The 26,025-nt window shown below is 41.9% G+C and carries 17 protein-coding genes; 11 read left to right on the top strand and 6 right to left on the bottom strand.

The genetic code is table 11. From position 1 onward, the window contains the following. Positions 1–154 precede the first annotated feature (154 nt). The 3 genes from L8S15_RS10135 to L8S15_RS10125 form a co-directional block, all read right to left on the bottom strand. Entirely contained in the window at positions 155–1,525 is a 1,371-nt protein-coding gene (locus tag L8S15_RS10135; protein WP_010440618.1) for an MBL fold metallo-hydrolase, read from the bottom strand. Between the two features lie 147 nt (positions 1,526–1,672). After that, complete coding sequence (locus L8S15_RS10130) at positions 1,673–2,440, bottom strand: 1-acylglycerol-3-phosphate O-acyltransferase (RefSeq protein ID WP_010440621.1); 768 nt, start codon at positions 2,438–2,440, stop codon at positions 1,673–1,675. Positions 2,441–2,637: 197 nt separating this feature from the next. Beyond that, a complete protein-coding gene (locus L8S15_RS10125) occupies positions 2,638–3,576 on the bottom strand; it encodes a hypothetical protein (RefSeq protein ID WP_010440623.1) in 939 nt (312 codons plus the stop codon). A gap of 265 nt (positions 3,577–3,841) precedes the next feature. On the opposite strand from L8S15_RS10125, the gene L8S15_RS10120 reads away from it, so the two are divergent. The 4 genes from L8S15_RS10120 to L8S15_RS10105 all read left to right on the top strand — a co-directional run bounded on the left by L8S15_RS10120 (position 3,842) and on the right by L8S15_RS10105 (position 9,425). Next, positions 3,842–5,554 carry a class I SAM-dependent methyltransferase gene (locus tag L8S15_RS10120; protein ID WP_016784814.1) on the top strand — a complete coding sequence of 571 codons (1,713 nt, stop codon included), beginning with the start codon at positions 3,842–3,844 and terminating at the stop codon, positions 5,552–5,554. 46 nt (positions 5,555–5,600) lie between these two features. Then, positions 5,601–6,329 carry a DUF429 domain-containing protein gene (locus tag L8S15_RS10115; RefSeq protein WP_010440627.1) on the top strand — a complete coding sequence of 243 codons (729 nt, stop codon included), beginning with the start codon at positions 5,601–5,603 and terminating at the stop codon, positions 6,327–6,329. An 82-nt stretch (positions 6,330–6,411) separates the two neighbouring features. After that, positions 6,412–7,239, top strand: coding sequence for a M15 family metallopeptidase (locus L8S15_RS10110; protein ID WP_010440629.1), 828 nt, complete (start codon positions 6,412–6,414; stop codon positions 7,237–7,239). A gap of 305 nt (positions 7,240–7,544) precedes the next feature. After that, complete coding sequence (locus L8S15_RS10105; protein WP_010440630.1) at positions 7,545–9,425, top strand: RimK/LysX family protein; 1,881 nt, start codon at positions 7,545–7,547, stop codon at positions 9,423–9,425. Positions 9,426–9,825: 400 nt separating this feature from the next. On the opposite strand, the gene L8S15_RS10100 is transcribed toward L8S15_RS10105, so the two are convergent. After that, positions 9,826–10,728 (bottom strand): hypothetical protein, encoded by a 903-nt coding sequence (locus L8S15_RS10100; protein ID WP_345781726.1) that lies wholly within the window; start codon positions 10,726–10,728, stop codon positions 9,826–9,828. 157 nt (positions 10,729–10,885) lie between these two features. Here L8S15_RS10100 and L8S15_RS10095 point away from each other — a divergent pair, with 157 nt between their 5' ends. The 7 genes from L8S15_RS10095 to L8S15_RS10065 all read left to right on the top strand — a co-directional run bounded on the left by L8S15_RS10095 (position 10,886) and on the right by L8S15_RS10065 (position 22,989). Next, complete coding sequence (locus L8S15_RS10095; protein WP_280572910.1) at positions 10,886–11,272, top strand: hypothetical protein; 387 nt, start codon at positions 10,886–10,888, stop codon at positions 11,270–11,272. Positions 11,273–11,354: 82 nt separating this feature from the next. Continuing rightward, entirely contained in the window at positions 11,355–14,243 is a 2,889-nt protein-coding gene (locus tag L8S15_RS10090) for an N-6 DNA methylase (protein WP_280572908.1), read from the top strand. Further along, a complete protein-coding gene (locus tag L8S15_RS10085) occupies positions 14,240–16,603 on the top strand; it encodes a class I SAM-dependent DNA methyltransferase (RefSeq protein ID WP_280572906.1) in 2,364 nt (787 codons plus the stop codon). The genes L8S15_RS10090 and L8S15_RS10085 overlap by 4 nt, the downstream gene beginning before the upstream one ends. After that, positions 16,603–17,964, top strand: a complete 1,362-nt coding sequence (locus L8S15_RS10080) for a restriction endonuclease subunit S (protein WP_280572904.1) — start codon at positions 16,603–16,605, stop codon at positions 17,962–17,964. Before L8S15_RS10085 ends, L8S15_RS10080 begins: the two co-directional genes overlap by 1 nt. Then, on the top strand, positions 17,951–18,703 hold the full coding sequence (locus tag L8S15_RS10075; protein WP_280572903.1) for a hypothetical protein: 753 nt from the start codon (positions 17,951–17,953) through the stop codon (positions 18,701–18,703). The genes L8S15_RS10080 and L8S15_RS10075 overlap by 14 nt, the downstream gene beginning before the upstream one ends. After that, a complete protein-coding gene (locus L8S15_RS10070; protein WP_280572900.1) occupies positions 18,696–21,965 on the top strand; it encodes a DEAD/DEAH box helicase family protein in 3,270 nt (1,089 codons plus the stop codon). Before L8S15_RS10075 ends, L8S15_RS10070 begins: the two co-directional genes overlap by 8 nt. A 4-nt stretch (positions 21,966–21,969) precedes the next feature. Then, positions 21,970–22,989: a hypothetical protein gene (locus L8S15_RS10065; protein ID WP_280572898.1), complete on the top strand. Its 1,020-nt coding sequence runs from the start codon at positions 21,970–21,972 to the stop codon at positions 22,987–22,989. Positions 22,990–23,124: 135 nt separating this feature from the next. On the opposite strand, the gene L8S15_RS10060 is transcribed toward L8S15_RS10065, so the two are convergent. Beyond that, the gene (locus L8S15_RS10060) at positions 23,125–24,747 is read right to left on the bottom strand and encodes a DUF3987 domain-containing protein (protein ID WP_280572896.1); all 1,623 of its coding nucleotides are present in this window, start codon (positions 24,745–24,747) and stop codon (positions 23,125–23,127) included. After that, entirely contained in the window at positions 24,744–25,916 is a 1,173-nt protein-coding gene (locus L8S15_RS10055; protein WP_280572894.1) for a site-specific integrase, read from the bottom strand. Before L8S15_RS10055 ends, L8S15_RS10060 begins: the two co-directional genes overlap by 4 nt. Positions 25,917–26,025 lie beyond the last annotated feature (109 nt).

The following is a 26,025-nucleotide window of genomic DNA, read 5'->3' as shown; positions in this document are numbered from 1 at the left end:
TAACACATTACGACGGTAAAGACGCAAGAATATATCACCGATATAGTGAAATTAGGCAGGTTTAAGGGGAGGTATTATTTAAAATATCAGTAGTGATTTTTAGAACTTTCCGTAAGGATTACCGCAATCAGAAATCGTGAATCAATCGCCTGTTTTAAACGACTTTAAATCCTTTTCCAACCAAAGCTTGAGCGAACTCAGACTGAGTGTTTGGATCTCCGTGAATCAAATGTACCTCTTTGGGTGGCACGGTTATTTCTTCTATAAATCGATTGAGATCATCTTTATCAGCATGAGCAGAGTAGCCAGACATACTATGGATCTGAGCCTTCACCTCAACGTGTTGGTTATCGATGGAAACCTGTTTCTCTCCTTGTTGTAGCTCTCGCCCGAGCGTTCCGTGAGCTTGATAGCCTGCTAAAATTACATCGGTGCGTTTATCGGGAAGTAAAGCTGATAAGTAGTTCATTATCCTGCCGCCCTGACACATCCCAGAAGCTGCGACCACAATTGCGGGTTCACCTGTCGAACGCAGGCGATTGACGATTTTCTTGTGCATTCTATGCCCATCAACAGTAATGCATTGCTCAAAAGCGAGTGGGTGACGTTTCAGTTCAAGACGTTGTTTTGCTTCTTGCCCCCACAACTCTTTAAAGCGTCGGTAGGAACGCGTCACTTTCTCTGCCATGGGAGAATCGAGGATGATAGGAATATCGCTACTGAGTTGATGCTTAAAGATCAGGTGTTCGATATCAAACAAAAGCTCTTGTGTTCTACCGATGCTAAAAGCCGGAATTAGAATGACGCCACCATCGAGCAGCGAACGATCAATGATCGCTTTGAGGCGGTCTGAACGAGTAGCAATATCATCATGTTGACTTGTGCCATATGTGGATTCAATAAACAGATAGTCGGCTTGTTGTGGTGGCTTTGGATCGGGCAGAAGTGGTGTGTTACTTGGCCCTAAGTCACCAGAAAAGACCACAATCTCTTGGCTAGATAGCTTAATCTCGATATAGGCGGAACCTAAGATGTGCCCAGCAGGTTGAAAGCGAGCATACAGAGTATTTGGCCTATGATGATCCATTCCGTTATTTTGCTGCTTAGGAGCGATTGAAAACCACTCACCATAAGGCTTAGGATCAATCAACGAATGAATTTTTTTGAGTATGAGTTTTGATTGTTTATGACTGAGCCCTTGCAGTTTTAGCCCGTCTTCAATCATTAAAGGAGCGAGTTCTGCGGTGGCTTGCGTACAATAAATCGGTTGGTTAAAGTCGCTGGCGAGTAACCAAGGTAATCGGCCAATATGGTCAATGTGAGTATGAGTCAGCAGCAGAGCGTTAAGGTGGGACGTTTCAAATTCAATATCAAAAGGGTGTGTGTCTTCCCCTTGAAGCTTTTTATCTTGAAGATCTAAACCTTGAAAAAGGCCACAGTCGATGAGCACCGCTTGGCCTGAATCCCTTAGCTCGTGACAAGATCCGGTGACAGTATGTTTGCCACCATGGTGAATCACTTCCATCGTTTACTCCCATTGCTCTATAAAGCCATTAACGCCTGTTTTTATTTTGCGGATAAGCGCCGGCATGTAAAACAAGAACAATGAGAGTTGCGATCGTTGAGTGTCTTTTTAAGTCATTGAGCGATGGCTCAGTGTGTTCGTTGTGAGTTAGCTCGTAGAAGAACGGTCTGAATCCAGCTCTGGGTGTTGTTGTTCCTCTAAACGAGCCACTTCGGCATCAAGTTCTGCGATTTTCTCTGCCATGAGTGCGTGACAGCGATTGGCTAACTCTCTTGCGTCGCTGAGCTTGTATCCAGACACATCGATAGGTTCCAGCATCTCGGTGATCACAATGCCATTATTAACTCGGTTGAGGTCAATCTTATTGTGCGTAGTGCTGGTACACATTGGGGTAATAGGTACGCCGGCTTCAATCGCCATCCGGAAAGCCCCTGTTTTGAATGGCAATAATCCACGCCCTTTACTGCGTGTTCCTTCTGGGTAAACCCAAACAGACAGATCTCTGTGATGGATCGCTTCTGCCACTTGCTTGATGGTATCACGTGCTTTGGACTTATCTTCGCGGTTAATCATGATGTTACCGGTGATCCAATACAGCAGACCAAAGAAAGGCACATACAACAAATCACGCTTGCCCAATGAAACAGTGCGAGGCCTTAGCATTCCTGGGTCGGTGACAAAATCCAATATGCTTTGGTGGTTAGAGATGTAGACGCTTTTTTCTGACGTTGGCGCATTGTCTAGGCCGCGCTGCACCAGTTTTACACCGACGATCTTTTGTAGCTGGTTGAACCAACGACAGAAAACGTACACATGCTTGGGGTTCTTGGGGCTAAACAAGCAGTAAACAAAAGCACAGAGGGTGGTGAAAATAATAAACACCGTAGCCAAAATTATACGAAGAACAGCAAGCACAATTCACTCCTTACTCACCGCAAGATTGCAGTGATTAAATAGTTTTAGATGCTTGAAGTTTTCACTCTATTTAACCGAATTGCAACAATTAACTGTTATAGGGTTCTGTTTTTAGATCTTTATATAAAACAAGGACTAACAATGGGTGTTTGACACGATCATCGAGCTTACACGTGTTCACTAGTAGCGAGGCATGTTCACCAATACTGTTTATTTGGATCTGACTTTTCTACCCATTCAGGATCTTGACGCGATTCCAAGTAGAGTTGTAGGCCGTTATAAGACATGAAAGCTGCAGGACCTCCTAAGTGTTCGAAATAGTCAAAATAATCATCTTCGAGTGAACAAAGGTGAGCTAAATCTTTAACGTTATTCATCATTGCCCATTGAATAGCGAACACCGGAGCCGTCGAACCTGAAATGCTGACTTCTTCGACATTTGGGTTGAACAGTGAATTGGCTTGCTCAAGCTGTATCTCTTCTTGCTCAGACTCTTGCTGTAACACCTCTTCGATGATCTCTGAGCGTTTGGTATTAGAGACATTCTTATTCAGCTTGGCGATTCGAAGCGCGTAGCTAAAACGGTCAGTTGAAACGATGTCGACAAGTTGCGATAGCAGCTCTTTGTCTACGCCCGCAGCCTTGGTGAAGTAGTCGATACACGAATTGATTGAAGCATAACGAGTACCGTCGAATTCAAAGCCACTGGTTTCGTCGTAGGCCTCGATTACAATGTCATCAACCGACAAAGGCCAACCTTTATAGTCAATTCGCTGCTTGGCGATTTGATACATCTTCCAAGCACTGCGCCCAAACCCGCCAAGCGTCGAGCCCGAGAAATCTGAATCAATAAGCTCTTGCTCCGTCCAGTTCTCACCAACCCCTAAGTGCTTTGCATATTTATCGATGAGTGCGTGTTTTATCTGATCGCGCACAGCCCAAATTGAGGTCAGATTCTTTGAGTAGTTAATTCTCGCACACTCATTACAAGCCGGCAGTGCTATCGGTGAGTGACCAATCTTGGCAACAGCTTGCGCTGTCTTAGGAAATTCAACAACATCATTGGAAGGTTCACCACAAAACCAACAGGTGTGGCGTAGGTTGAACGGGGTATCTATATGTGAGTATGTGTTCATTAGTCTAATTCTGCAGGGGGTGAGGTTGGGGTAGCATCAAAATAATTATCCCTGTTCACGTGTCACCTTGCACCTGGTTTGTTTCATTTTCCGTGGAGTTTAATTTTAAGTCGTAGATTACAGGAATCGTCCTATAGATATATATTGATATAAAACAGTGACTAACGATGAATGTTTATGGATGTAGCTGAAGTTACATGTGCCGCTAGTAATCCTGTATGGCCGCCATTACTATGGTGTTAATTTCCTTACTCCAATAGCGCATATGTCCTCATCGATTCCTTTTTACGATAAAAATGCCCACACACTTTGTGAGCAGTACAACTCAGTGACGTTCGAGACGGTACATCAAAGTTGGCAAGCTTATTGGCCCTTAGAGGGTGATAAAGTGCTAGATGTCGGTGCTGGTAGTGGACGTGATGCGTTATGGATGCAGAAAGTTGGGGCTGACGTTATCGCAATAGAACCCAGTGACTCATTACGCGAGCAAGGCTCTGAATATACCGGGCCAAGTGTTACATGGATTGATGACTCACTTCCTTCGCTTGGCCGCACTGAAAACCTCGGAATGCGCTTTGACCTGATACTGGTGAGTGCTGTTTGGATGCACTTAGCCCCGTCCTATCGAGAGCGTGCATTTAGAAAGTTGTCTAACTTATTAGCCCCAAACGGCAAGTTGGTGATTACTCTGCGTCATGGGGAGTTTCAGGATAGTCGAGAAGGGTACCAAGTTTCAGTTGAAGAACTTGAGCGGTTATCAAAAAACAGTGCCTTGTTGGTTCGTCATGTCGATGATAGCCAAGATACTTTGAACCGCAGTGAAGTGTGGTGGCAAACCGTGGTGATGACATTACCTGATGATGGTTCCGGTGACTTGAACAAGGTGCGACACATTATTGTGAATGACAATAAGTCAGCGACATACAAGTTGGCCTTGTTAAGAACCTTACTGAGAATAGCTGATGCTCATTCTGGCGCTGTGATTGATCGAACTGATGGGAAAATCTCACTTCCAATGGGCTTGGTCGCTCTTTATTGGGTTAGACAGTTTAAGCGCTTGATTGATATCGATATAGAAGGCACTGGGATTCAGCAAAATAGCAACACAACGAAGGGACTTGGGTTTGTAAAAGAAGATGGCTGGAACAAACTCAAGCACTTAAGTGCCGATGATCTAGCTATTGGAACTATGTTTTTGGGCGAGGAAGCCAAGGCTTTACAAAAGCTATTTTCACAGACGATTAGCACCATTAAATCAGGGCCTGTGACGTTTATTTATCAAGGCTCGAAAGACAACAGACTATTCGATATATACCCTCCTCAAAAACGACGGAAGAGCCGGGAATCATTGGTCATGGATAGTGAGTTCCTAGAAAGTTTTGGCTATTTCACTCTCGATGAAAGCCTGTGGGAGTGCTTTAGAATCTACCACTCTTGGATTGAACCGCTAGTGGTGAATCAATGGGTCATGGAGATGCAGCGTTTCGAGTTAAACCGACAGCGAAATATCTCATTACAGACTTATCACGACTGCTTGGTATGGATCGATCAAAACCACGACACTCGCGATGTGCGTAAACGTGTCGAGCAACTTAGATCTAATCGTGCCGACATTGTTAGCGTCTGGAGTGGAAAGTCATTGAAAAATGAGTATCACGTTGATCACTGTTTGCCTTTTGCTTACTGGCCAAACAACGATAAGTGGAACCTCTTTCCAACTACGAGCAAAGAGAACCTAAGTAAAAGTGATAAAGTTCCCACAGCGGAAAAGCTTCGTTCGTCTAAGTCTCGGATTCTTGAATGGTGGCAATTGGCGTGGAGCGACTCTGATCATTTTGAACAGCAGTTTTTTTCTGAAGCGGCACTTTCTTTACCCAACATACCAGCACTGTGTCGAGACTTTGAAGAGGTGTTTGATGCAATGGGCTTGCAAGTACGTGGAGTAAAAAGTCGACTTCTGATCAGTGAGTGGAACTGAGCAGAAAATAAACGAGTTATTGAGGCGATTTACTATCAAGACAACAATGAAATACATCGGAATTGATGGCTGCAAGGCGGGGTGGATCGCTTGGATTGTCTCTGGCAATGAGCTACCTACGTTCAAAGTGGTAAACACGCTCGATGAGTTAGTCGATGAACTTGCAGGTTCGACGACGTTAATCGATATGCCGATTGGTTTTAGCGATTCACAGACTCCGGATAGATTATGCGACAAAGCAGCAAGGCGTTTTCTTACCAGCAAACGTGGATCTTCGGTGTTTCCGGTACCGTGTCGTGAGGCGGTTTATCAAACCGATTACATTGCGGCGTGCAGTGCAAATGTGGAGCAGCTTGATAAGAAGTTTTCTAAGCAGACTTGGGGAATTGTGCCCAAGATCCGTGAGCTTGATGAACTCATTGAAGCTCATCCAGATCTTTCTATAAGAGAATCACATCCTGAGGTCGTGTTTGCAGCTTTGAAAGGCGAACCGTTGACCTTTTCCAAACGAACACAAGAAGGCAAAGATGAACGGCTTTCTATTATTCAGCAACTAGCCCCTCAATGGTGTGACGGTTTGTTGTTGGCCATTTCAAACACAAAGCGTAAAGACGTTGCAATAGACGATATTTACGATGCGTTCGTACTTATGCTGGTTGCCTGTCACGCTCCGCAATTATCGACCTTGCCTGAGCTTTCTGATGTTGGTGGAGCTCCTGACACAGATCAGAACGGACGAGTTAGAGAGATTGTTTATTGGAATAAACCGCGCTAACAAAGCGTGCGTTTAGCTTTGTTTAATGTGTTATTTTTCAAACCCTGTTTACTTCCACTCTTATTATTTTTGAGTCTTTGATATGAAACGTTTTTTTGTCGGCTGGCTGGCCACTGTGCTTAGTGCTGCGAGTTATGCTCAAGTTGCCCCTATATCTCAATGGCAATGCGACATGATGAAAAAGAACAATGTCTTGAGTAGCGGTGCCCCCGTTGGTTGTGAGCGATTATCCAAAGTGGATTTCGATTTCGTTAACTTTAAGGGCGAAACGCAGCAGGGGAACATGATTGTGCTTGATGTTGTTGCGCCGGCTGTTGAACAAATCTTTTCAGAGCTCAAACTGCGCAATTTTCCTCTTCATTCCGCTCGTTTAATGCGTGAATTCAGAGGTGACGATAACGCCTCAATGGATGCGAACAACAGCAGTGCGTTTAACGCTCGTCCTATTACAGGCGGAGGAGGTTGGTCGAAACATGCGTATGGTGTGGCAATAGACATCAACCCAGTTCAAAACCCTTTCTTAGAGTTCGATAGCAACGGAAAAATCACGGTAAAGCCTTCAAAATCTGCGACAAGCTATGTGAATCGTACTCGTTTTCGCGCGCGTGATGAAATTGAACGTCGAGGCATGGCAGAAGAAGTGGTTGAGCTGTTCGCCCATCATGGTTTTATGATCTGGGGAGGGGATTGGAATAGCCCAATCGATACTCAACATTTTGAGGTTGGATCAAGAAAGTTCGTTACCCAACTGCTCGATAAACCTCTACCTGAAGCAAAGGTGTTATTTGAGCGTTACATCGAATCTTATCGACAATGTTTAAATAAGAACCACAGTGATTCAAAAAATAAAGGTGAGGACGCAGAAAAAGCTCGCGCTATCTGTGCAAAGAAAACAGTCGGGACTTTTTAGTGCTATGTTTATCTAGAACCGTTTGTGTTTTAGCAAGTTAAGCCTGCTTAAGGTGTGTTTTGAATCGCTAAGGTCAACGTATGTCGTTGGCCTTTTTTATATTCATTTCTTCAATATAACACTAGGCATTAAAAAGGTTATTGGGTATCCATTAGTCAATAATCGATAAGGTATTGCTCTGCAAAGTCATCGGTTTGTCATTGAAAAACTCATAGCGTTAACGTTATGTGAGAACCTGTGCTGGTAGGGGAACTCTTCGCCGAAACGCCAGTATTATTAGTGAACTGATCACAACGGACCAACTAATGAAAAAGATACCTTTGGCTCTAACTCTTCTAAGTACGCTACTTTTTTCACAATATGCTTTGGCTACAGACACTTCGCACACGACTCAAAACCCAACTTATGAATTGGATGGTAAGGCGGTATTAGGCCGTACTGAGAATGTATACCTCTCTAGCGTTCAAGGGCTAAAAGACGTTCCTTTCATTGGCAAAATCGACACTGGTGCAGAAACTACCTCTATGCATGCTGAAGATATTCATGTGAAGAGCACGAATGCCGATTATAAGAATCTTAAAGACAAAGAGTTGATGGCGGCGTTAACCGAAGACTTGTTGAATAATTCCGATGTTGATTACGATGATTGGAATGGCAGTGCCTTTGCGAAATATGAGGCTGTGGTGTCTTTTAAAGTTCAAAACCCGCGCACGGGAGATATGGTATTAATCGAAGCGCCTTTAGAGCGTGTCAGCATGATACGTAGCCGCACCAGCAGCACGCCTTTACTTCGTCCTACCGTAAAAATGTCACTCACCATTGCGGATCAAGAATTAAAAACAGACGTTAACCTTACCGACAGAAGCCATTTTTCAGCACCAGTGCTGATTGGCAAAACTTTTCTTGCTGATAACGCTTTAGTATTTGCGGGCTATGACTACTTGCAAGAGCAGGAAAACGCGACAGTAGTAGGTCGAAAAGAGGTAGTGTCTATTTCAGGAATGGCGATGAATGGGACCTTCTCTTTAAAGAATCGATACAGTATTTTGCATTCAAAAAATATCGATGTAGACAAGAAAAACAATGAAGTCACGTTTGATATGGTCGATAACGACGGTAAGCAAAAAGAAATGACACTGCCATTAGTTCGTATGTTGAGCGTGAGTGGTAAGAAGAGACCTTTGGTGTATGTACCTGTTCAACTCGATGAAAACATCACTAAAGATGTTCTAGTGTACTTACGTGACCGTTCAAGTAGTGAGTCACAGTTGAGGTTTGGAACCAGCACCGCTAGCGAACTTTTCATGATTGATACCAACGCTGAAAATATTCTTTCTGAAGGTTCTGAGAATTTCAGCGAGGTCGCGAAGAAGACTGAGCCACTGATTATCTCACCGGAAGAAGATATCACATTAGATGGTTTCCCTATGAAGGCTGTTGCTTCATTTACTGTCAACACGCCTTTGTTGAAGGTCGACAGTTTTGAAATGACAGGTAAAGGCAAAGATGCTTCTGTTGAATTCTTCCTTATTGATGCGAATGGTGAGCAACAGAAAGTCATTAAGAAAATAATCAAAAAGCTTCGAGTTGGGGATGACGTTCGCCCAGTTGTAAGTGGTGAATTTTTAGGTGCTGGTAAAGTTCGCCAACAAGAATTTGCTATCGACGTACTTAATAGCAACGAGAAAGAGTCCTACTTCGTGTTAGGCAAAAAGATGGCGAAAGATGGGGTGTATGTGAATACTCGATCTGACTACCTTTTGAAATCGGAGCCTTTATTTAAAGTTGGGCACATCGAAGTTGTTGAAGTCAACGGCATGACGTTCCCTGCCAAGTTGGATACTGGCGCGGATGTCAGCTCAATGAATGCAGTCAACATCAAACGATTCAAGAAAGATGGCCAAGACATGGTGAGTTTTACCTACCAAAACAACCAAGGCGATAAGCAAGATTTCACTAAGCCAGTGATTGATGTGATGCGTATTAAAGCCAAGAAAGGCGAGAAGGTGAACATTCGCCCTGTCGTCGAAATGAAGGTTAAGTTAGGTGACTTAGAGAAAGAGGTAAGGGTAAACCTTCAAGATCGCTCTCGCTTTGAATACAGCATGATCCTAGGTAAGAACTTCTTAAAGCACGGCGCAGTAGTGAGCAGTAATGAAGATTACTTGCTGGGCGAGATGGATTAACGCCTGAACTTATCTAAGTTCGTAAGATAACAGTTCTAGACGGCCACACATTTCAGCAACGGGATGTGTGGTTTTTTATTGTTGACGTGCTAAAGGTAAGTCACTGTTAAAAAGAAACTTTCCTTGTTATGGCTAGTAAAATAAAGATAAAAAAAGGGCCAACTCTTTCGAGTTGGCCCTTTCCAAACGTTTGGTGGAGCTGGCGGGAGACGTTCGCAATCCTACCTTAAGTTACTGATATCAAAGGCTTGCTGTTTTTGATCTATGTGCCAATGAATGAATTAGTACCATAGGTTAGTAGGTTTTGTAGGTGTTTTCAATGGGGTGTTTAAGTTGGTGATCATCGACCAAATGTAACACTCTCGGTTCAACTCCCATGTTGGGAGTTGAACCGAGAGTGTTAGGGCGTTAGTTTTCGTTTAGAACGAGATTCAATCTCATTTTTTAATTTCAGAATATTGTGTTTTTGGTGACTAGGTAGCTCTGCGTGAGATAATTCTTCAAAAGTTTTTATCAATCGATTCATTTGTCTATTTTGCTGTCTGTAATCATCATTCTCTTTAGCTAAAAACCACTTATCCGCTTGAGTTTGCAGTTTGATCAGTAGCTTTTGAATGTTTATAGAATCTGTCGCTTTTTGCTCTCGATATTTCCAAGTTTCTAGTCTTTTTCCTCTGTTAAGTTCGTGAGGCTTATATTGTTTGTGGTCTAAACCTGTATGTTTAAGCACTGCTGCGTTAAATGCCTGTTTTAGCAAAGCGGTACACTTCTTCTGTTGGAGGACTCTCAATACCTTACCGTTTATAACTTTTCCAATGATGAGGTGAACGTGATCACCTGTGCCACGAACGCCTGATTGTTGCTGCTGGTGTAATACCGCGCGAATTTGAGGTTTGAACTGTTTAAGCTCATCTGGTTTAAGTTCGAGCTGCTTACTAATTGCCAAACAGCAATCACTGATGATTGATTTCCAACTCTCAGGTGTTGGTCTATGACCTTTTGGCAGAGTTAAGCAGTATTCCATCGCGTAGCTGGATAACCGTCTTCCGCCTTTGCGATTGAGGTGCTGGCTTAGTCTGAACTGCTCCCCAACCAGAGCAATCCGTTGTGAGCTCTTTGCACTACCAAACAATGAAATTATCGCTTCTGTGGTTCTGTGGTTTGGATGGTTTTCAGCTAATAGGTAGCGCTCCCTTGCCATCACTCCATCGGTGCCATGTTTTACTGCTTCGGTTGTTATTGTCCAATTTTTAATCATGCTTTTTATTAAGCATATTAATTTCCCGATTAAGAATGCAAACAACCTATTTCAATAGTGCTGTACTCATGAGTATTCCAGATAGGCCAACCTCATGCTTCGCTGAGTTTTTTGGCCACTGGTGAGATTGGGATACCCCCTCTCAACTCCCCCCAGTAAAAGTTGCACTGGTTTTGTGCAATTTGTATGTTTAAAGAAAACCATGGAAAAACAAAATTTTGAGAAATTGCTAGCCAATAGCATGACAACACCAGAATTGAAGTCAGAACAAATCCGTTTAGCAGTGTTGAAGCATTGCCAAAATTCCGGATTCATCAGCAAACAAGATCAGGAAGAGAATTCATCTCGTTATGACTGGTTGCTAGAAACCCTAGAGCTAAATCTGTTGTCACTTAATTTGCTAGATCAAATTATTTTAGATGCGAGTTACCCTCTATTTCCTTTGGACGTAAAAACTGAAATTGATGCAAAAGCTGCCTCAATTGTCAAAGATATTGCGAAAAGGGTTATGGCAACGGCTATCCAATATCCTTCTCCACATAGTGTTGATACTGCGTCGAGCTCAAAGCAAAAATTAGATATGAAATAACGTTCAACATATCAGACAGATAGATACTACTCAGATATAATTCCCTGAATTATGCATATTGCTACTTCAGGTTTTTTTCTTTATGACCACTATAAACCTTTCTCAAATAGCCGCTTTTATTTGGTCGGTTGCCGACCTACTTCGTGGTGATTTCAAACACTCTCAATATGGACGTGTCATCTTGCCATTTACACTTCTTCGACGTCTTGAATGTGTGTTAGAAGAAAGTAAAGATGCTGTTGTAGTTGAAGCTAATAAAGTTAAAGCAATGGACTTACCAGAAGAAGCGCAAGAAAAGATGTTGTTACGCGCTACAAATGGTCTCTCTTTCTTTAACTCATCTTCAATGAGCCTTGTCGATACGTTAGAAGGTGATGTTAAAGCTAATCTAAACAAATATATACAATCCTTTTCTAAAGATGCCCAAGATATCTTTGAACATTTCGAATTTGATGAATCCTTATCTTTATTAGAAGAAGCTAATTTACTGTCCGCTTTTGTTAAAAGATTTGCTACGCTCGATTTAAGTGTAGGTACCCTCTCAAATTATGAAATGGGGACTGTGTTCTCTGAATTGAATCGTCGTTTTGCTGAAAGCTCAAGTGAGAGTTTTGGTGAGCATTACACTCCACGAGACATTGTACGCTTGACTGCATCTCTTGTGCTCAAGGAAGATGATGATGTTCTTACCAGAGATGGTGTCATTCGTTCTATTTATGATCCTACGGCCGGTACGGGAGGATTCCTATCCTCAGGCATGGAGTATGTGCATGAGCTGAACCCAAAAGCCTTGATGTGTGCATTTGGTCAAGAGCTAAACTCTGAGTCATACGCGATCTGTAAAGCTGATATGTTGATTAAAGGACAAGATGTTAGCCGTATCAAACTAGGTAACACTCTTTCTCAAGATAAACTCCCTACTGATACATTTGACTATGTACTTTCTAACCCTCCATTTGGGTTAAAATGGAGTAATGTAGAGCGCCTAATTAAGAATGAGTATGAAGAGCAAGGCTTTAATGGACGTTTTGGTGCAGGGTTACCTAGAGCTTCTGATGCGACATTGCTATTTGTACTTCATACAATCAGTAAGCTCAAAGATAAGAGTGAAGGTGGAAGCAGAGCCGGTATAATAGTGAATAGTACTTGTTTATTTAGTGGTGATGCTGGTAGTGGTGAAAGTGAAATTCGACGATATATTATTGAAGCTGATTTGCTGGAAGCTATTGTATCATTACCTAAAAATATGTTTTATAACACGTCGGTTCAACCATATGTCCTGATATTGAATAGCAATAAAAAGCCAAAAAGAAAGAACGTCGTTCAATTAATAGATGGTGGTGATTTAGGGCTTAACTTAAAAAAAGGGGTAGGTATGAAAAATGTCTACCTTGATGATAATTCAATTTCTGAGTTGGTTTCTAAATATTACGATTTTGAAGGTGGAGATGGCTGTAAAATTGTACATAACAATGACTTTAAATATAGGCAGGTTAAGGTTGGTTTAAATAGTCGAAAGTTTGAGTATGAGCGTGTTCCTTTAAATGTCGATACTAATGCGCACTTAGTTGAGATGTTAAATGATATTCATGAAGGTTATGAGGTTGATCGGAGTTATACTGATGATAAAGATGGTGCTTTAGGTAAAATTGGTGTTGAGTTTTCATTTGATCTACTTAATGATGTAAATGAAAATGCGGTTAAACAATTTAGATATTATTTTAAAGAGAATGATGAATGCTGGGACATAGCAATATCTAAGAGGTGGAATAAAGTAATATTCAAAGAGAAAAACCACTTATTATCCGTTGATAAGAGTAAGTACTACTTATTTTCATTAAGTTTTGACTTTGATTTAGACTATTTGAAATATTTTTTTAATAGCGAAAAGTGGAAGCAGTGGCTAATAACCTATAGTTCTAGTGGTGTTTTAAATACCCCGAACAAATATAACATCCTCAGAAAGTATATTGATTTTCCAGAATTAAAGACACAACAAGAGATTGCTTTGCTTCTGGATGAAACTGCTAAATGGAAGCAAAGATTGTCGACTCTAGAGACTGATCTTTGGATGGAAGACAAAAATGACTATAGTCTTGAACGTTATAGTTTACCTGTTGATAAAGACCTTCATTCTAGAATGATAGAGCTAGCACCATACCCTTTTGCTAATATAATGCATCATTATGGAAGTATAAGTGAAGTTGATTATAAAGCTCGCTATGAAATATTACTTAAGTTATTTGAATGCCTATCAATATTCTCTGTGTCAGTTGCATTAGGTTTTGTCGAGAAAGAGTCTGGATTGGATCATGTTTTGAAAATATTAAGATCACAGAAACATTTTCTTAAAAATGCAACTTTTGGAACATGGGTTAAGTTACTTGAAGAGATAATAAAAGAATCTTCTAACTTGAATAATAAGACTTTGCTTGTTGATGTTATTTTTAATGAGAAATTATTAGAGTTGTTTGATAAGAGTGTAACTATAAGGAATGATACGTCTGGTCATGGAAGTTACCCAACAAAATCGGCAGCAAGGGGAATCTTTAAAAAAGTTGATAAATTATACTTAGACTTCCTTAATATATTCCATGAGTTTTTTGGGAGTTACTATTTAGTACGGCCAATTTCAGGTGTTTGGAATGAAAAAGAATATACATATGAGTTTGAAGAGTACAGTGGTTTAGGGTGCTATCCCTTTGGCTTAAAAAAAGTGTCATCGAAAACACCATTCGCAGATGATGAGCTTTATTTTGTATCATCTCAAAATAGCGAAGACAAAGTTAAACTATTTCCTTTTGTGAGATTGATTGACCTAGAAGAGGACTCCGGCCTAGAAGCGTTCTACTTTTATAGCAAAAAATTACCTGATAGTGACGATGTTGAGTTCATGTTCATATCTCACCAACAAATACATAAACAAAAACAACTACACAAAAATAATCGTTTAGAGGCTATTTATCCATGAGCACTTCATCAAACAATCAAGCGGCCTTCATCTGGTCGGTTGCCGACCTTCTTCGCGGTGACTTTAAACAATCTCAATACGGGCGCGTTATCTTGCCTTTCACTCTTCTTCGTCGCCTTGAATGTGTATTAGAAGAAAGCAAAGATGCCGTCGTAGTTCAGGCTGAGAAAGTGAAAGCAATGAACTTACCTGAAGAAGCTCAAGAGAAGATGCTGCTTCGCGCGACTCAGTCACCTAGCAACGAAAAAGGCTTGTCGTTCTTCAATACCTCACCAATGAACCTAGGTAAGATGGGGTTGGGTGGCATAAAGGATAATCTAGATAACTACATTCAATGTTTCTCGGCAGACGCTCGTGAAATCTTTGAGCACTTTAAGTTTGATGAGTTTGTTAGTCTTTTAGATGACGCTGACTTGTTATACAAGGTGGTGAAGAAGTTTGCGACTACCGACCTTAGCCCAAGCAAAGTATCCAACCATGAAATGGGTTTGGTATTTGAAGAGTTGATTCGACGCTTTGCTGAAAGCTCGAATGAAACGGCGGGTGAGCACTTTACCCCTCGTGATATTGTTTGCTTAACCACATCGCTTGTGTTTACGGAAGATGATGATGCTCTGACTAAAGACGGCATTATTCGTACCATTTACGACCCTACAGCGGGTACGGGCGGCTTCCTATCTTCAGGTATGGAATATGTTCATGAGCTGAACCCTAAAGCAGTGATGCGTGCATTTGGTCAGGAGTTAAACCCAGAGTCATACGCAATTTGTAAAGCGGATATGTTGATTAAGGGGCAAGATGTTAGCCGTATCAAACTAGGTAACACCTTATCTAATGACCAACTGCCAGCAGACCAATTTGACTACATGCTATCGAACCCTCCGTTCGGCGTTGATTGGAAGAAGATTGAAGGTGAGATCAAAGACGAACATACCCTAAAAGGTTTCGATGGTCGTTTCGGTGCGGGCTTACCTCGTGTGTCTGATGGTTCTTTACTGTTCTTGATGCACCTGATCAGCAAAATGCGTGACACTCACGCTGTTGACGGTAGTGTTACGGATGGTGGTCGTATCGGCATCATTCTGAATGGTTCGCCACTATTTACAGGTGGTGCTGGTAGTGGTGAAAGTGAAATTCGTCGCTACATCCTTGAAGCTGACTTACTTGAAGCTATCGTCGCGCTACCAACCGACATGTTCTATAACACAGGTATTGCAACTTACGTATGGGTGCTAAGCAACAAGAAAGCCTCAGAACGTAAAGGCAAAGTTCAATTAATTGATGGCTCTAGCCTGTGTGGCAAGATGCGTAAGTCGCTAGGCTCTAAGCGTAACGTAATGAGTGAAGACGATATTAAAGCTGTTACGCGTAGCTTTGGTGATTTTGAAGTAGTTGATGCTCGTGAGCTTGATAAGCCAGCAGAGCAAAAGTCTAATCGTGGACGTCAGTCAGCGAAACCAAAAACAGAAGCACCTAAAACTTTCGCCAGCAAGATTTTCAGTACCCACGAGTTTGGTTATCGCCGCCTAACGATTGAGCGCCCTTTACGTTTGTCTACACAACTAACGGATGAGCGAATCAATACTCTCCGTTTTGCTCCTAAGCCATTTAATGTAGTTATGCCTGCAATTTATGAGAAGTTTGGTTCAGAGTGGACAGACGAGGCATATGGTCTGTTAGGTGATGTTGAAACTGAGGTTCGTGCCTTAATTAAAGCGGATTTCCTAGAGCTAAAAGAGAAGCAAATCAAAGATGTCTTGGATAGCAAAGTTTGGTTATTCCAAAAATCTCTAATGGAAAAAGCCCAACAGCTTCAAGCTGAAATTGGCCAATCTCTTGGTGGGAAAACGCACCAGTCTGATGACTTCAACCAGTTTGAATTGACGCTGAAAGGTGCGCTTAAAAACACAGGTATCAAATTGGATACCAAAGAGAAAAAGCAGTTCCTTGATGCGGTAACGTGGAAAAACCAAGAGGCTGAACCTGTCGTCAAAAAAGCCCTAAAAGAAGATGCACAGCCATTATACGGCGCGTTTAAATACAAAGGTAAAGTAGTTGAGTTCCAGCAAGATGGCGACCTGCGCGATAACGAGAACGTGCCACTAGATCCAAGTGTAAGCACCTCTGAGTTGATCGAAACATATTTCAATAAAGAAGTCGCGCTACACGTTGCCGATGCGTGGATTAACGCTGACAAGCGCGATGACAAAGACAATGAGATTGGTGTGGTGGGTTATGAGATTCCATTTAACCGCCATTTCTATGTCTACCAGCCACCACGTGAACTAGAAGTAATTGATGCTGATTTAGATTTGGTGAGTAAAAACATTATGAAACTACTGCAAGAGGTGCATTCGTAATGACAGTCTTGAGCGAAACCAAAAGATATCAGGCGTATCCAGAATATAAGGACTCTGGCGTTGAATGGTTGGAAAATGTTCCAAGTGAGTGGGATATTATTAAGATCAAGCACCTCAGCCCTGTAAAGCGAGGGGCATCACCTCGTCCGATTGATGACCCTAAATACTTTGATGAAGAGGGAGAATATGCATGGGTAAGGATTGCTGATGTTTCTGCTTCCAAAATGTTCCTAGAAACCACTACTCAGACATTGTCAGAGCTAGGTAGCTCTTTGAGCGTCAGGTTAGAGCCAAACCAGCTTTTCTTGAGCATTGCGGGTACAGTAGGAAAACCATGTATAAACAAAATTAAAGCGTGTATTCACGATGGTTTTGTTTACTTTCCAGACTTGAAAATACCAAATAAATATCTTTTCTACGTTTTCGCTGGTGAGCAAGCGTATAAGGGGTTGGGTAAAATGGGAACTCAGCTCAACCTCAATACAGACACTGTTGGCGACATAAAGGTAGCGCTTCCTAGAAATTTCGCTCACGTCGAGCACATCGTTCACTTCCTCGATCACGAAATCGCCAAAATCGATACTTTGATCGACAAGCAGCAGCAACTTATCAAGCTGCTAAAAGAAAAGCGCCAAGCGGTGATCAGTCATGCGGTAACTAAAGGACTAAATGCAGATGCACAGATGAAAGATTCCGGTGTGGAGTGGCTGGGGGAAGTGCCGGAGCATTGGGATGTTTGCCTGTTCAAATACAAATGTTCGGAAGTCACGGATGGTGCTCATATATCACCTGAGACAAATGGTGGTGAACATTACTTTGTATCTATTCGAGATATTAAAGATGGCGTTATCAATTTTAATGGTGCTCTGTTAACGTCTCCTTCAAGCTATCAATACCTTGTAAAAACAGGTTGTATGCCATTTGAAGGTGACGTGTTGTTCAGTAAGGATGGGACTATCGGTCAAACGGCTATAACACCTTCTCAAATTGATTTTGTTGTGGCTTCCTCTTTGATCATAATTCGTCCTGATAGAGCAAAAGTTACCCCCGAATTTTTGGACTTCATTCTTCAAAGCTCTCTTGTTAAAGAGCAGGTAGAGAGCTTTGTTAAGGGGGCAGCTTTACGCCGTTTGTCTATACAGAACCTGTTAAAGGTATTTGGTGTATTCCCACAGATTGATGAGCAAATCGAGATTGTTGAGTATGTTCAGTCTAAATTGGTGAAGTTCCAAGAACTTGAAACACAAGCTAATAAGCAGGTTAGTTTACTGCGAGAGCGCCGTACCGCCCTAATCTCAGCCGCCGTTACCGGAAAAATCGATGTGCGTGATTTTGATGGAGTAAGTAATGACACCAAATGAACTGAGTAGCACGATTTTAGAGGATAAACCGTTAGCACAAAAAAGGCGGCTGTTGGTTATTATATCTATGCTGGTTCTAGCTAGTTTTTTAACCAAGGCTCAATTGGAAGAGGTCAACACATTTATTTTCAAATTGTCATTTGAAAATATGGATGGTGTCATGACTCTGTTGCTTCTCTCTGTCGGCTTTTTGCTTATTCGTTATCATGCTTATGCTGCTCAGTATCAGGCTGTGATACGAAATGATTGGACTTCAAGGGTTCTAAAACATCACTTTTTTGAGAGACCCGCACCTCCTAACGAACCTCCCTTTGAAGTTTCAGGTTTTGTTGTTGATGTGGCTCCAGCGAACTTGAGTCCTGATGATCCGGGTATTGCTCATGATGGGGACTTGACGCTGACAACTCGTATCCATCCAAATTGGTTTTTTAACTCACAGATAGAGTATGACTTGTACAACCATAGTAGTACTGATAGAGATGAAAACCAGAGGGTTTATATTGTTCAGTTGGCTAGCCCTATAGCGTTTGTTCATTCATTAAAAGCACTGATGATTATTTATCAAACATGGTGGGATGCTCAAATAAGATATAGAGCATCACTTGATTTATATGCACCATACTTTATTGCACTATTTGCTGTTGGGTGTGTTTCACATGATGGGGTTCTTCTTGTTTTTTCTCATTTCACGAACCTTGTTTCAGAATGGTGGTTTAACTTAGGGGGTAATCATGCTTGATTCAACTCAAGAGCGTATCTTCCAAGATGACATCATTCGTCAGATGGTGGCGAATGGTTGGATAGAAGGTAAACCCGAAGGTTATAACCGAGAGTCAGCACTGTACGAACAGGATGTGCTGAACTTTGTTAAAGAAACGCAACCCAAAGAGTGGGAGAAGTTTTGTAAGGTTTACCCGAATGAGTCCGACCGTCACTATATTGAAGCACTGGTTGCTCAACTAAAAAAAGCCGATGTGAACGCCACCGATCAAGCCTCACGTAGTTTTGGTACTTTGGGTGTGCTTCGTCACGGCTTGAAGATCCGTAATGCACGTTTCTCATTATGTCAGTTTAAGCCGGAGCATAATCTAAACCCTGAAACCTTGGCGCGTTATCAGCAGAATATCTGCCGTATCGTTCCTGAGCTTGTTTATAGCCCTTATGCCACTAAAGAGCACCTAGAAGCGACAGGTAAAAAGGCTAAGGCATGGCGTATTGATCTGGTGCTGTTCGTTAACGGCTTACCAGTCTCAACGCTTGAATTGAAATCAGAGTTCAAGCAAGCGGTAGAGAACGCGATTAAGCAGTACAAACGTACACGCCTACCGAAAGACCCTGCGACCAAGAAACCAGAGCCTTTATTGAGCTTTAAGCGCGGTGCTTTGGTGCATTTCGCTGTGAGCCAGTATGAAGTGTATATGGCAACCAAACTGGCAGGTGATGACACCTTCTTCCTTCCTTTCAATAAAGGAACTAAAGAAGGCGGTGCGGGCAATGATGTACCCAAAGATAAGAGCCTTTATGCCACGGGTTATCTGTGGAATGAGGTGTTAGTCCCTGACAACCTATTGAATATCGTCGGTCGCTTTGTTCACCTTCAAATTGAAGAGAAGGAAGACTGGGAAGGGCGTAAATACAAAAAGGAAACGCTTATCTTCCCGCGTTACCACCAGTGGGATGTCGTGACTAAGCTGATTGACGCCGCTATCGAAGAGGGTACTGGTAACAAGTATCTTGTGCAGCACAGTGCGGGCTCGGGTAAGTCGAACTCTATTGCATGGACTGCGCATCAGCTTTCTACGCTTTATGATGCTGAAGGTAACAAGCAATTCCATTCTGTCATTGTTGTAACTGACAGAACCGTTCTTGATGACCAACTGCAAGATACTATCTACCAATTTGAACATGCCGATGGTGTGGTAGGGCGTATCAATAACAAAGAGGGCGATGGTTCTAAGTCTGAGAAGCTGGCTTCAGCGTTAGAGAACTCGCAACCTATAATCATCGTAACCATACAAACCTTCCCGTTTGTGTTACGTGCGATAGAAAACAGTACCAGCCTGAAAGAGCGTAGCTATGCTGTAATCGCGGATGAAGCGCACTCATCACAAAGTGGTTCTACTGCTCGTCAGTTAAAAGAAGTATTGATGACCGAAGAAGCCGATGATGATGTCGAGTTGTCCTCGGAAGATATTTTGGATGCGACCATTGCTGCACGTAAAGGCAGCGCCAATCTCAACTACTACGCATTCACGGCAACCCCAAAGCCAAAGACTATGGAGTTATTTGGGCGTTTACCTAAGCCTGAACTTGCGCCATCAAAGCAGAATAAGCCTAAGGCATACCACGTTTACTCGATGCGCCAAGCTATCGAAGAAGGTTTTATTCTCGATGTTCTAAAGAACTACACCAACTATAAGGTGATGTATCAATTAGCGCAGAAGATGGAAGCCGCCGATAAAGAAGTCGATAGCAAGAGAGCTAAGGTGAAGTTAAGTCAGTGGGTGCGCCTACACGATCACAATATCTCTCAAAAGGTCAAAGTGATTGTTGAACACTTCAAAGATAACGTCATGGGCTTATTAGGTGGTCAGGCTAAAGCAATGGTGGTTACTAGCTCTCGTAAAGAGGCGGTGCGTTACAAACTAGCTTTTGATAAGTACGTGGCGGATGCGCTCGCCGAGAACAAGAGTGGCTATGATGCGATTCGCGCTATGGTAGCCTTCTCGGGCGAAGTCGAATTTAACGCCAATGATCCTGATAGCTTTGCTTATATCGATCAGAAGTTCACTGAGAAGAACATGAACCCAGACTTAAAAGGTCGGGATATGCGTAAAGCCTTCGATAGTGATGACTATCAGGTAATGCTTGTCGCGAACAAGTTCCAAACTGGCTTTGACCAACCTAAGCTATGCGCTATGTATGTTGATAAGAAGCTCGGCGGCGTTGAGTGTGTTCAAACACTTTCTCGTCTTAACCGTACTTATCCGGGTAAGGCAGAAACAGGCACCTTCGTCTTAGACTTTTACAATGAGCCAGATGAGATTTTGGGTTCTTTCCAGCCCTATTATCAAACCGCAGAGCTAGCGGATGTAACCGATCCTAGCATGGTATTTGACCTGTATGAGAAGCTACGTACCAGTGGCATCTTCTTATGGTCTGAAGTAGAGCAGTTTTGCGAAGCCTTTTTCACCAAGAACAAATCTAATGCAGCAATCAGTAACATCTGTCACCCAGCCAAAGAGCGTTGGCAAAAGCGTTATACCTCAGCGGTAGAGGCTTATATTAAAGCCAAAGAGATGTTTGAACGCACTAAGAAAACGGGTGACGCTGTTCTTATTGCCAATGCAGAGAATAGTTTCAAAGACTGCAAGCAAGAGAAAGACCGTCTTGAGGTATTCAAGAAGGATCTCGGCAGCTTTACCCGTTTCTATGAGTTTATGTCTCAGCTCGTTGATTACGATGATAAAGAGCTAGAAAAACTGAGCTTGTATGCGCGTCACTTGCGCCCGTTGTTGCGTGAGAAGGTGATTGAGGAAGATGAGTTAGATTTAGATAACGTGGTAATGAGCCACTACCGTCTATCTAAGATCCGCCAGCAAGATATACAGCTCAAAGAAGATGCTCCTGACTACCAACTTGAGCCAAGTACCGATATCGGTACTGCAAAGGCCAAAGATAAGAAGGAAGAGTTCCTTTCTCATATCCTCGATAAGCTAAATGAAGTGTTCATTACTGATAATCTGTCAGACAAAGACATGATCAATTATGCCTTTACTGTTCGAGACAAGCTCACCGAGAATGAAGCGGTAATGAGTCAAATTGCCAATAACACGCGTGAACAGGCGATGCTAGGTGATTTCCCGCAAGCGATTGATGATGCGATTCTTGGAAGTAATGAAGCGCATCAAGAACAGATGATGCAGTTGCTTTCTGACCCTACAAAAACTCAGCAGTTTGCACGGGTTATCTTTGATATGTTGAGTGGGTATAAGGAGTAAGAAAATGGCAATCTATGAGTTAGCGAAAGATACCCTAGTTAAGATAGAACCGACTTCTTTTGAAGTAGAGAAGCTAAAGGAAAGGCAAGATATTCAACGCTTATTGAGAGCCAATATCGAGGCTATTAGCCCTGATACTCTGGTGATCGCAGAAGAGTACGGCCATTTTGTAGAGTCTAATCGCCGTATTGATTTGTTAGGGATAGACAAATCAGCGAACCTCGTCGTCATTGAACTAAAAAGGGATGACGATGGTGGTCATATGGAGCTTCAAGCCATTCGTTATGCCGCTATGGTGGCTAACCTTACTTGGGATCAAGCTGTTAGTGCTTATAAAGAGTTCTTAGCTAAGACAGAGCAAGAGCAGGATGCCGAAAGCTCGTTGCTTGATTTTCTTGATTGGGATTCGCCTCAAGAAGATGAATTTGGCAAGGATGTTCGCATTGTTCTTGCTGCGCGAAATTTTTCCAAAGAGATCACGACATCGGTGCTTTGGGTTAATGATATGGGGCTAGACATCACCTGTGTTCGTTTAAACCCACTTCGACTAGATGAGCGCCTTTTGCTCAATGTAGAACAAATAATTCCACTCCCTGAAGCATTGGATTATCAGATTGAAGTTCGCCATAAGAAAAGAGAAGAGCGAGCTGCGAGATCGAGCAGTAAAGATCGCTCTCTACTTAACCTTTATGTAAATGATGAACTTTACCAGCAAGGCTTTAAAAAATCTGACGTGGGTTTTTGTGCAGTCGGAGCTTTGGATAAATACGGCTTAATTGACAGTGAAGGTTTTAAGTTTTTGCGAAATAACAAAAGTTGCTCATTTCAGTTGTTAAAGAGGTTAGATGAGATCAAAGGGACTGAAGATAAATACAAAAAATATCGTGCTAATAGAGAGCCAGAGTTGAGCTACCAAGGTGAAGAGTTCTATGTTGCAAGAAATTGGGGACGGGATAACACGAGTCGCTTCATTAGTGAGATTCACGACCAGTTCCCTATGTTGAGATTTGAGTGGGAGTGTTAACCACGATCCAACAATAAATTTCATTTATTGCCGACTCGCGGTTGATGGTAAAGATTTATTTAAAGGCTAGTAGATCCTGAGAACCTACAACACCTACATATTGATAGTTATGTAGGTGTTGTAGGTTATTTGTTTTTACCGACAGAAATCAGGATGGATTACGAAGTGCTTATTTGGCTGAGCTACCTCTTGAATATACCCACAAGAAACGAGAGCGGATATTGCTTTTTCTCTATCTTCTGGCGTCTTCAGACAACGCCACCCTTTTTGGGCGAGTTGTTGTTTTGTAAACTTGTTTTCGAATTTAGCTAAATTCTTCAGTAATGATTTTGCAGAATTTAGATTGGGCTCATTACGACCTAATTGCATAATCTTTTCTAAGTGGAAGTCTAGATATGTGAGCCATGCAATGCCTCGTTTCAAGTGTCTTACACCGATCTTTTTCGAGAACGAAAATATCTGAGAATTACACTTTTCAGCCTCTTCAACCAAGTGAAAGATAAGCGATAGTTTAGATAAAAGGGCTGGTTGTTTCCCTTTCATTGCTTGCCACTCAGAATTTACAGCCTTTATCGACTTAGAGTGTTGTAAAGACCATTTATTCCAGACTTCCTGTGCTTCATCATCGAATTCACAAATGACGGCATCTCTCTCAGCTAGAGCTGCTAGCTTGAGAAATACAGAATACAGTGCTGAAATCGCTTCTTCATTGGGTGACTCATCAACATAACAACATTTATTTTCATCGGGATATACGCAAAGTTGGAACCTTTCAAATAAACCATCGTCATCTTGTCCCGATTGTTTTGCCGCTAACAAACTTTCGAGTTTTTTAGGTTGAATTCCCCCAAGAATTGAGATTGTTAATGACGGAACGGTTATGTTCTCACGTCCGACTCGTTCAACAATATACGGTGTCTTTGAAGCATTAAATGCTTGTAAGTAGAGGGCTCTTTCGTGTTCTCGTCCTTTCTTTTGGAGCTCTGCGAACCATCCGGATAGCTCGTCTCGAAAGAAGAGTATTCCCACAGGGTTATGTAATAAACGAATGATAACCGCTTCAATTGTTGCATCATTAATAATTAATGAGCGCGGGGAGCTAGGTTGTTCTTCTAGTTGAGATATTTCTTTAGCTAGCTGATTTGCTAGTTTTATATCCCCCTCACTCAGAGCGTACTCAGCTTCTTGAGATAGGGACTCTTTCCTTGTATCAGTTACATTGTTGTGAATTTCAGCTTGCTTAGCTTTCTCACGATTTAATGGATCTAAGTACTCAGTTTGACACTTACTTAGGAATCTCATGGCTACTTCCATTGTTGGGGTTTTCTTCATCGATGGAGAACCTACAATCATGCTCCAAAGAGTCGGAAATACTAACCAACCTGAGTCATTGAGCTTCGGCTTTATACCTACGGTATTACCGATAATACTAGCGAGACAGACAAGAGTTGATACAGCTACGTACTCAGCGGGAGCATTATCCATTCTTCTTGATTCAGACATAGCGACTTTACTTATTACGTCTGGTAGCAATTTCGGGAGAAATTCTGGGACAGTCGGTAGTTCGCCTTGCAGAGTCCTTGGTTTTTCCCAGTTCAATGACAAATCAACCTTCTTTTCTCGATGTGAATTCTTCGAGGTTGGTTCCTGATTCTCAGTATTTCTACCGCAGCTTTCATTAGGCTGAGTTCTTGAGCCAGCTAACTCGACCACTTGATTTTTTAAGAGCCCGAGTACTTTTTCTAGAGTGTTACTCATTGACTTACCTTAATTGCCGAGTGGAATATTGCCACGTTCTCAATATGATTTGTTTTAATCATGTTTACACAACGATGTAGTTCTTCTAGAAGGTGTGAGTGCCCGTAAACTCTGTATGTAAAACCTTCTGTGCAGTGTCCAACTATTTCACTTGCGATGTCCTCTCTGACTCCTCCCTGTTTTAGTTCGCTTGTAAAGTTATGTCTCAGGGAGTGCAGATCATTGCCGCGCCCAAAGCCTAGTTTCCCTCTCCAATACACAGCCCACTTTGAGACTGAACCGCTGTATGTTCCTCGGTACATTGGTATTTCAGGGAAAAGTCTGCCTTCCTTGGAGTTTACAAACTCCAAGAAACCTAGCTGAAGTAGCGCATCGGCGATAGGAACCACTCTGTTGGCGTTTTTTGTCTTGAGTTTGTTCGATGGCTTGTCATTGTGTATGGCTATGCACCAGATCCCTTCAACTTGCTTGATGTCAGAGTTCGTTAGCTGTGCAATTTCGTTCACTCTAGCGCCGGAAAATCTCAATAATAGAGGAATCCAATATTGGAAGTTTTTCTTCGGGTGAGCTGTTTTAAACCACTTTAAGTCAAATAACTTAGAAAGTTGTTCATCAGTTAGTGGTTTCCTTGGAGTCGAGTCTTGATCGAACAAACCGATTTTCAAACTGGTAAAAGGATTCATTTGAACAATCCGGTTGTTGATTAGGTACTTAAAGAACGTTGAAGTTTCGTGTAGCTTACCTTGTACTGTAGATGGAGCTTGTAAAGGCTTGTTGAGTGAACGATTTAGTTGGATTATTGAAGTTGAATCAAGACCTTTAAATTCACTCATTTTGTGCATGTTAGAAGGTAAGAGTTTAAGTTGCTCCCTTGCTAGTCGTGCTTCTGTTCCTGTGATGTCTCCTAGCTTTTGCTTTCCAGTAAGCTCAATAACTTGAACTACTTTTGAGATCTTCGTATTGATTGAGTGTTCGCTGTACCCATCAGTTCTTAGATCTTCTTTATATTGTCTGATCACAACAGAAAAAAGATCTTCTTTTTTTCGATAGAAAGTGTGAGCGAAGTTATTATTAATGAACAAAGCTATTCTGTTCAAAAAACAAGAGAGTTTCATTATATTTCCCAGTATTGATTTCCTTTTTATTAATACCGTCTTATGTATTTTCATTGCAAGTGTTTTTCGTTAGAAATAATGCTACTTACATCTGTTTGCTTTATTTTTGTTCAATCGTAAGTTTTCAATCAAATGTTATTAAAAACAACAGCTTACTTAACTT

The organism is Vibrio sp. S/42/10 (genome assembly GCF_029890535.1).
Taxonomy (GTDB): Bacteria; Pseudomonadota; Gammaproteobacteria; order Enterobacterales; family Vibrionaceae; genus Vibrio; species Vibrio cyclitrophicus.
The sequence above is the reverse complement of the archived record's forward strand: the minus strand, read 5'-3'. Positions and strand labels throughout refer to the sequence as shown.

Bases quoted from the DNA above. Each gene is read 5' to 3' on its own strand.
- L8S15_RS10135 (WP_010440618.1), bottom strand. From the start codon at position 1,525: ATGGAAGTGATTCACCATGGTGGCAAACATACTGTCACCGGATCTTGT.
- L8S15_RS10125 (WP_010440623.1), bottom strand. From the start codon at position 3,576: ATGAACACATACTCACATATAGATACCCCGTTCAACCTACGCCACACC.
- L8S15_RS10120 (WP_016784814.1), top strand. From the start codon at position 3,842: ATGTCCTCATCGATTCCTTTTTACGATAAAAATGCCCACACACTTTGT.
- L8S15_RS10115 (WP_010440627.1), top strand. From the start codon at position 5,601: ATGAAATACATCGGAATTGATGGCTGCAAGGCGGGGTGGATCGCTTGG.
- L8S15_RS10110 (WP_010440629.1), top strand. From the start codon at position 6,412: ATGAAACGTTTTTTTGTCGGCTGGCTGGCCACTGTGCTTAGTGCTGCG.
- L8S15_RS10105 (WP_010440630.1), top strand. From the start codon at position 7,545: ATGAAAAAGATACCTTTGGCTCTAACTCTTCTAAGTACGCTACTTTTT.
- L8S15_RS10095 (WP_280572910.1), top strand. From the start codon at position 10,886: ATGGAAAAACAAAATTTTGAGAAATTGCTAGCCAATAGCATGACAACA.
- L8S15_RS10090 (WP_280572908.1), top strand. From the start codon at position 11,355: ATGACCACTATAAACCTTTCTCAAATAGCCGCTTTTATTTGGTCGGTT.
- L8S15_RS10085 (WP_280572906.1), top strand. From the start codon at position 14,240: ATGAGCACTTCATCAAACAATCAAGCGGCCTTCATCTGGTCGGTTGCC.
- L8S15_RS10080 (WP_280572904.1), top strand. From the start codon at position 16,603: ATGACAGTCTTGAGCGAAACCAAAAGATATCAGGCGTATCCAGAATAT.
- L8S15_RS10075 (WP_280572903.1), top strand. From the start codon at position 17,951: ATGACACCAAATGAACTGAGTAGCACGATTTTAGAGGATAAACCGTTA.
- L8S15_RS10070 (WP_280572900.1), top strand. From the start codon at position 18,696: ATGCTTGATTCAACTCAAGAGCGTATCTTCCAAGATGACATCATTCGT.
- L8S15_RS10065 (WP_280572898.1), top strand. From the start codon at position 21,970: ATGGCAATCTATGAGTTAGCGAAAGATACCCTAGTTAAGATAGAACCG.
- L8S15_RS10060 (WP_280572896.1), bottom strand. From the start codon at position 24,747: ATGAGTAACACTCTAGAAAAAGTACTCGGGCTCTTAAAAAATCAAGTG.
- L8S15_RS10055 (WP_280572894.1), bottom strand. From the start codon at position 25,916: ATGAAAATACATAAGACGGTATTAATAAAAAGGAAATCAATACTGGGA.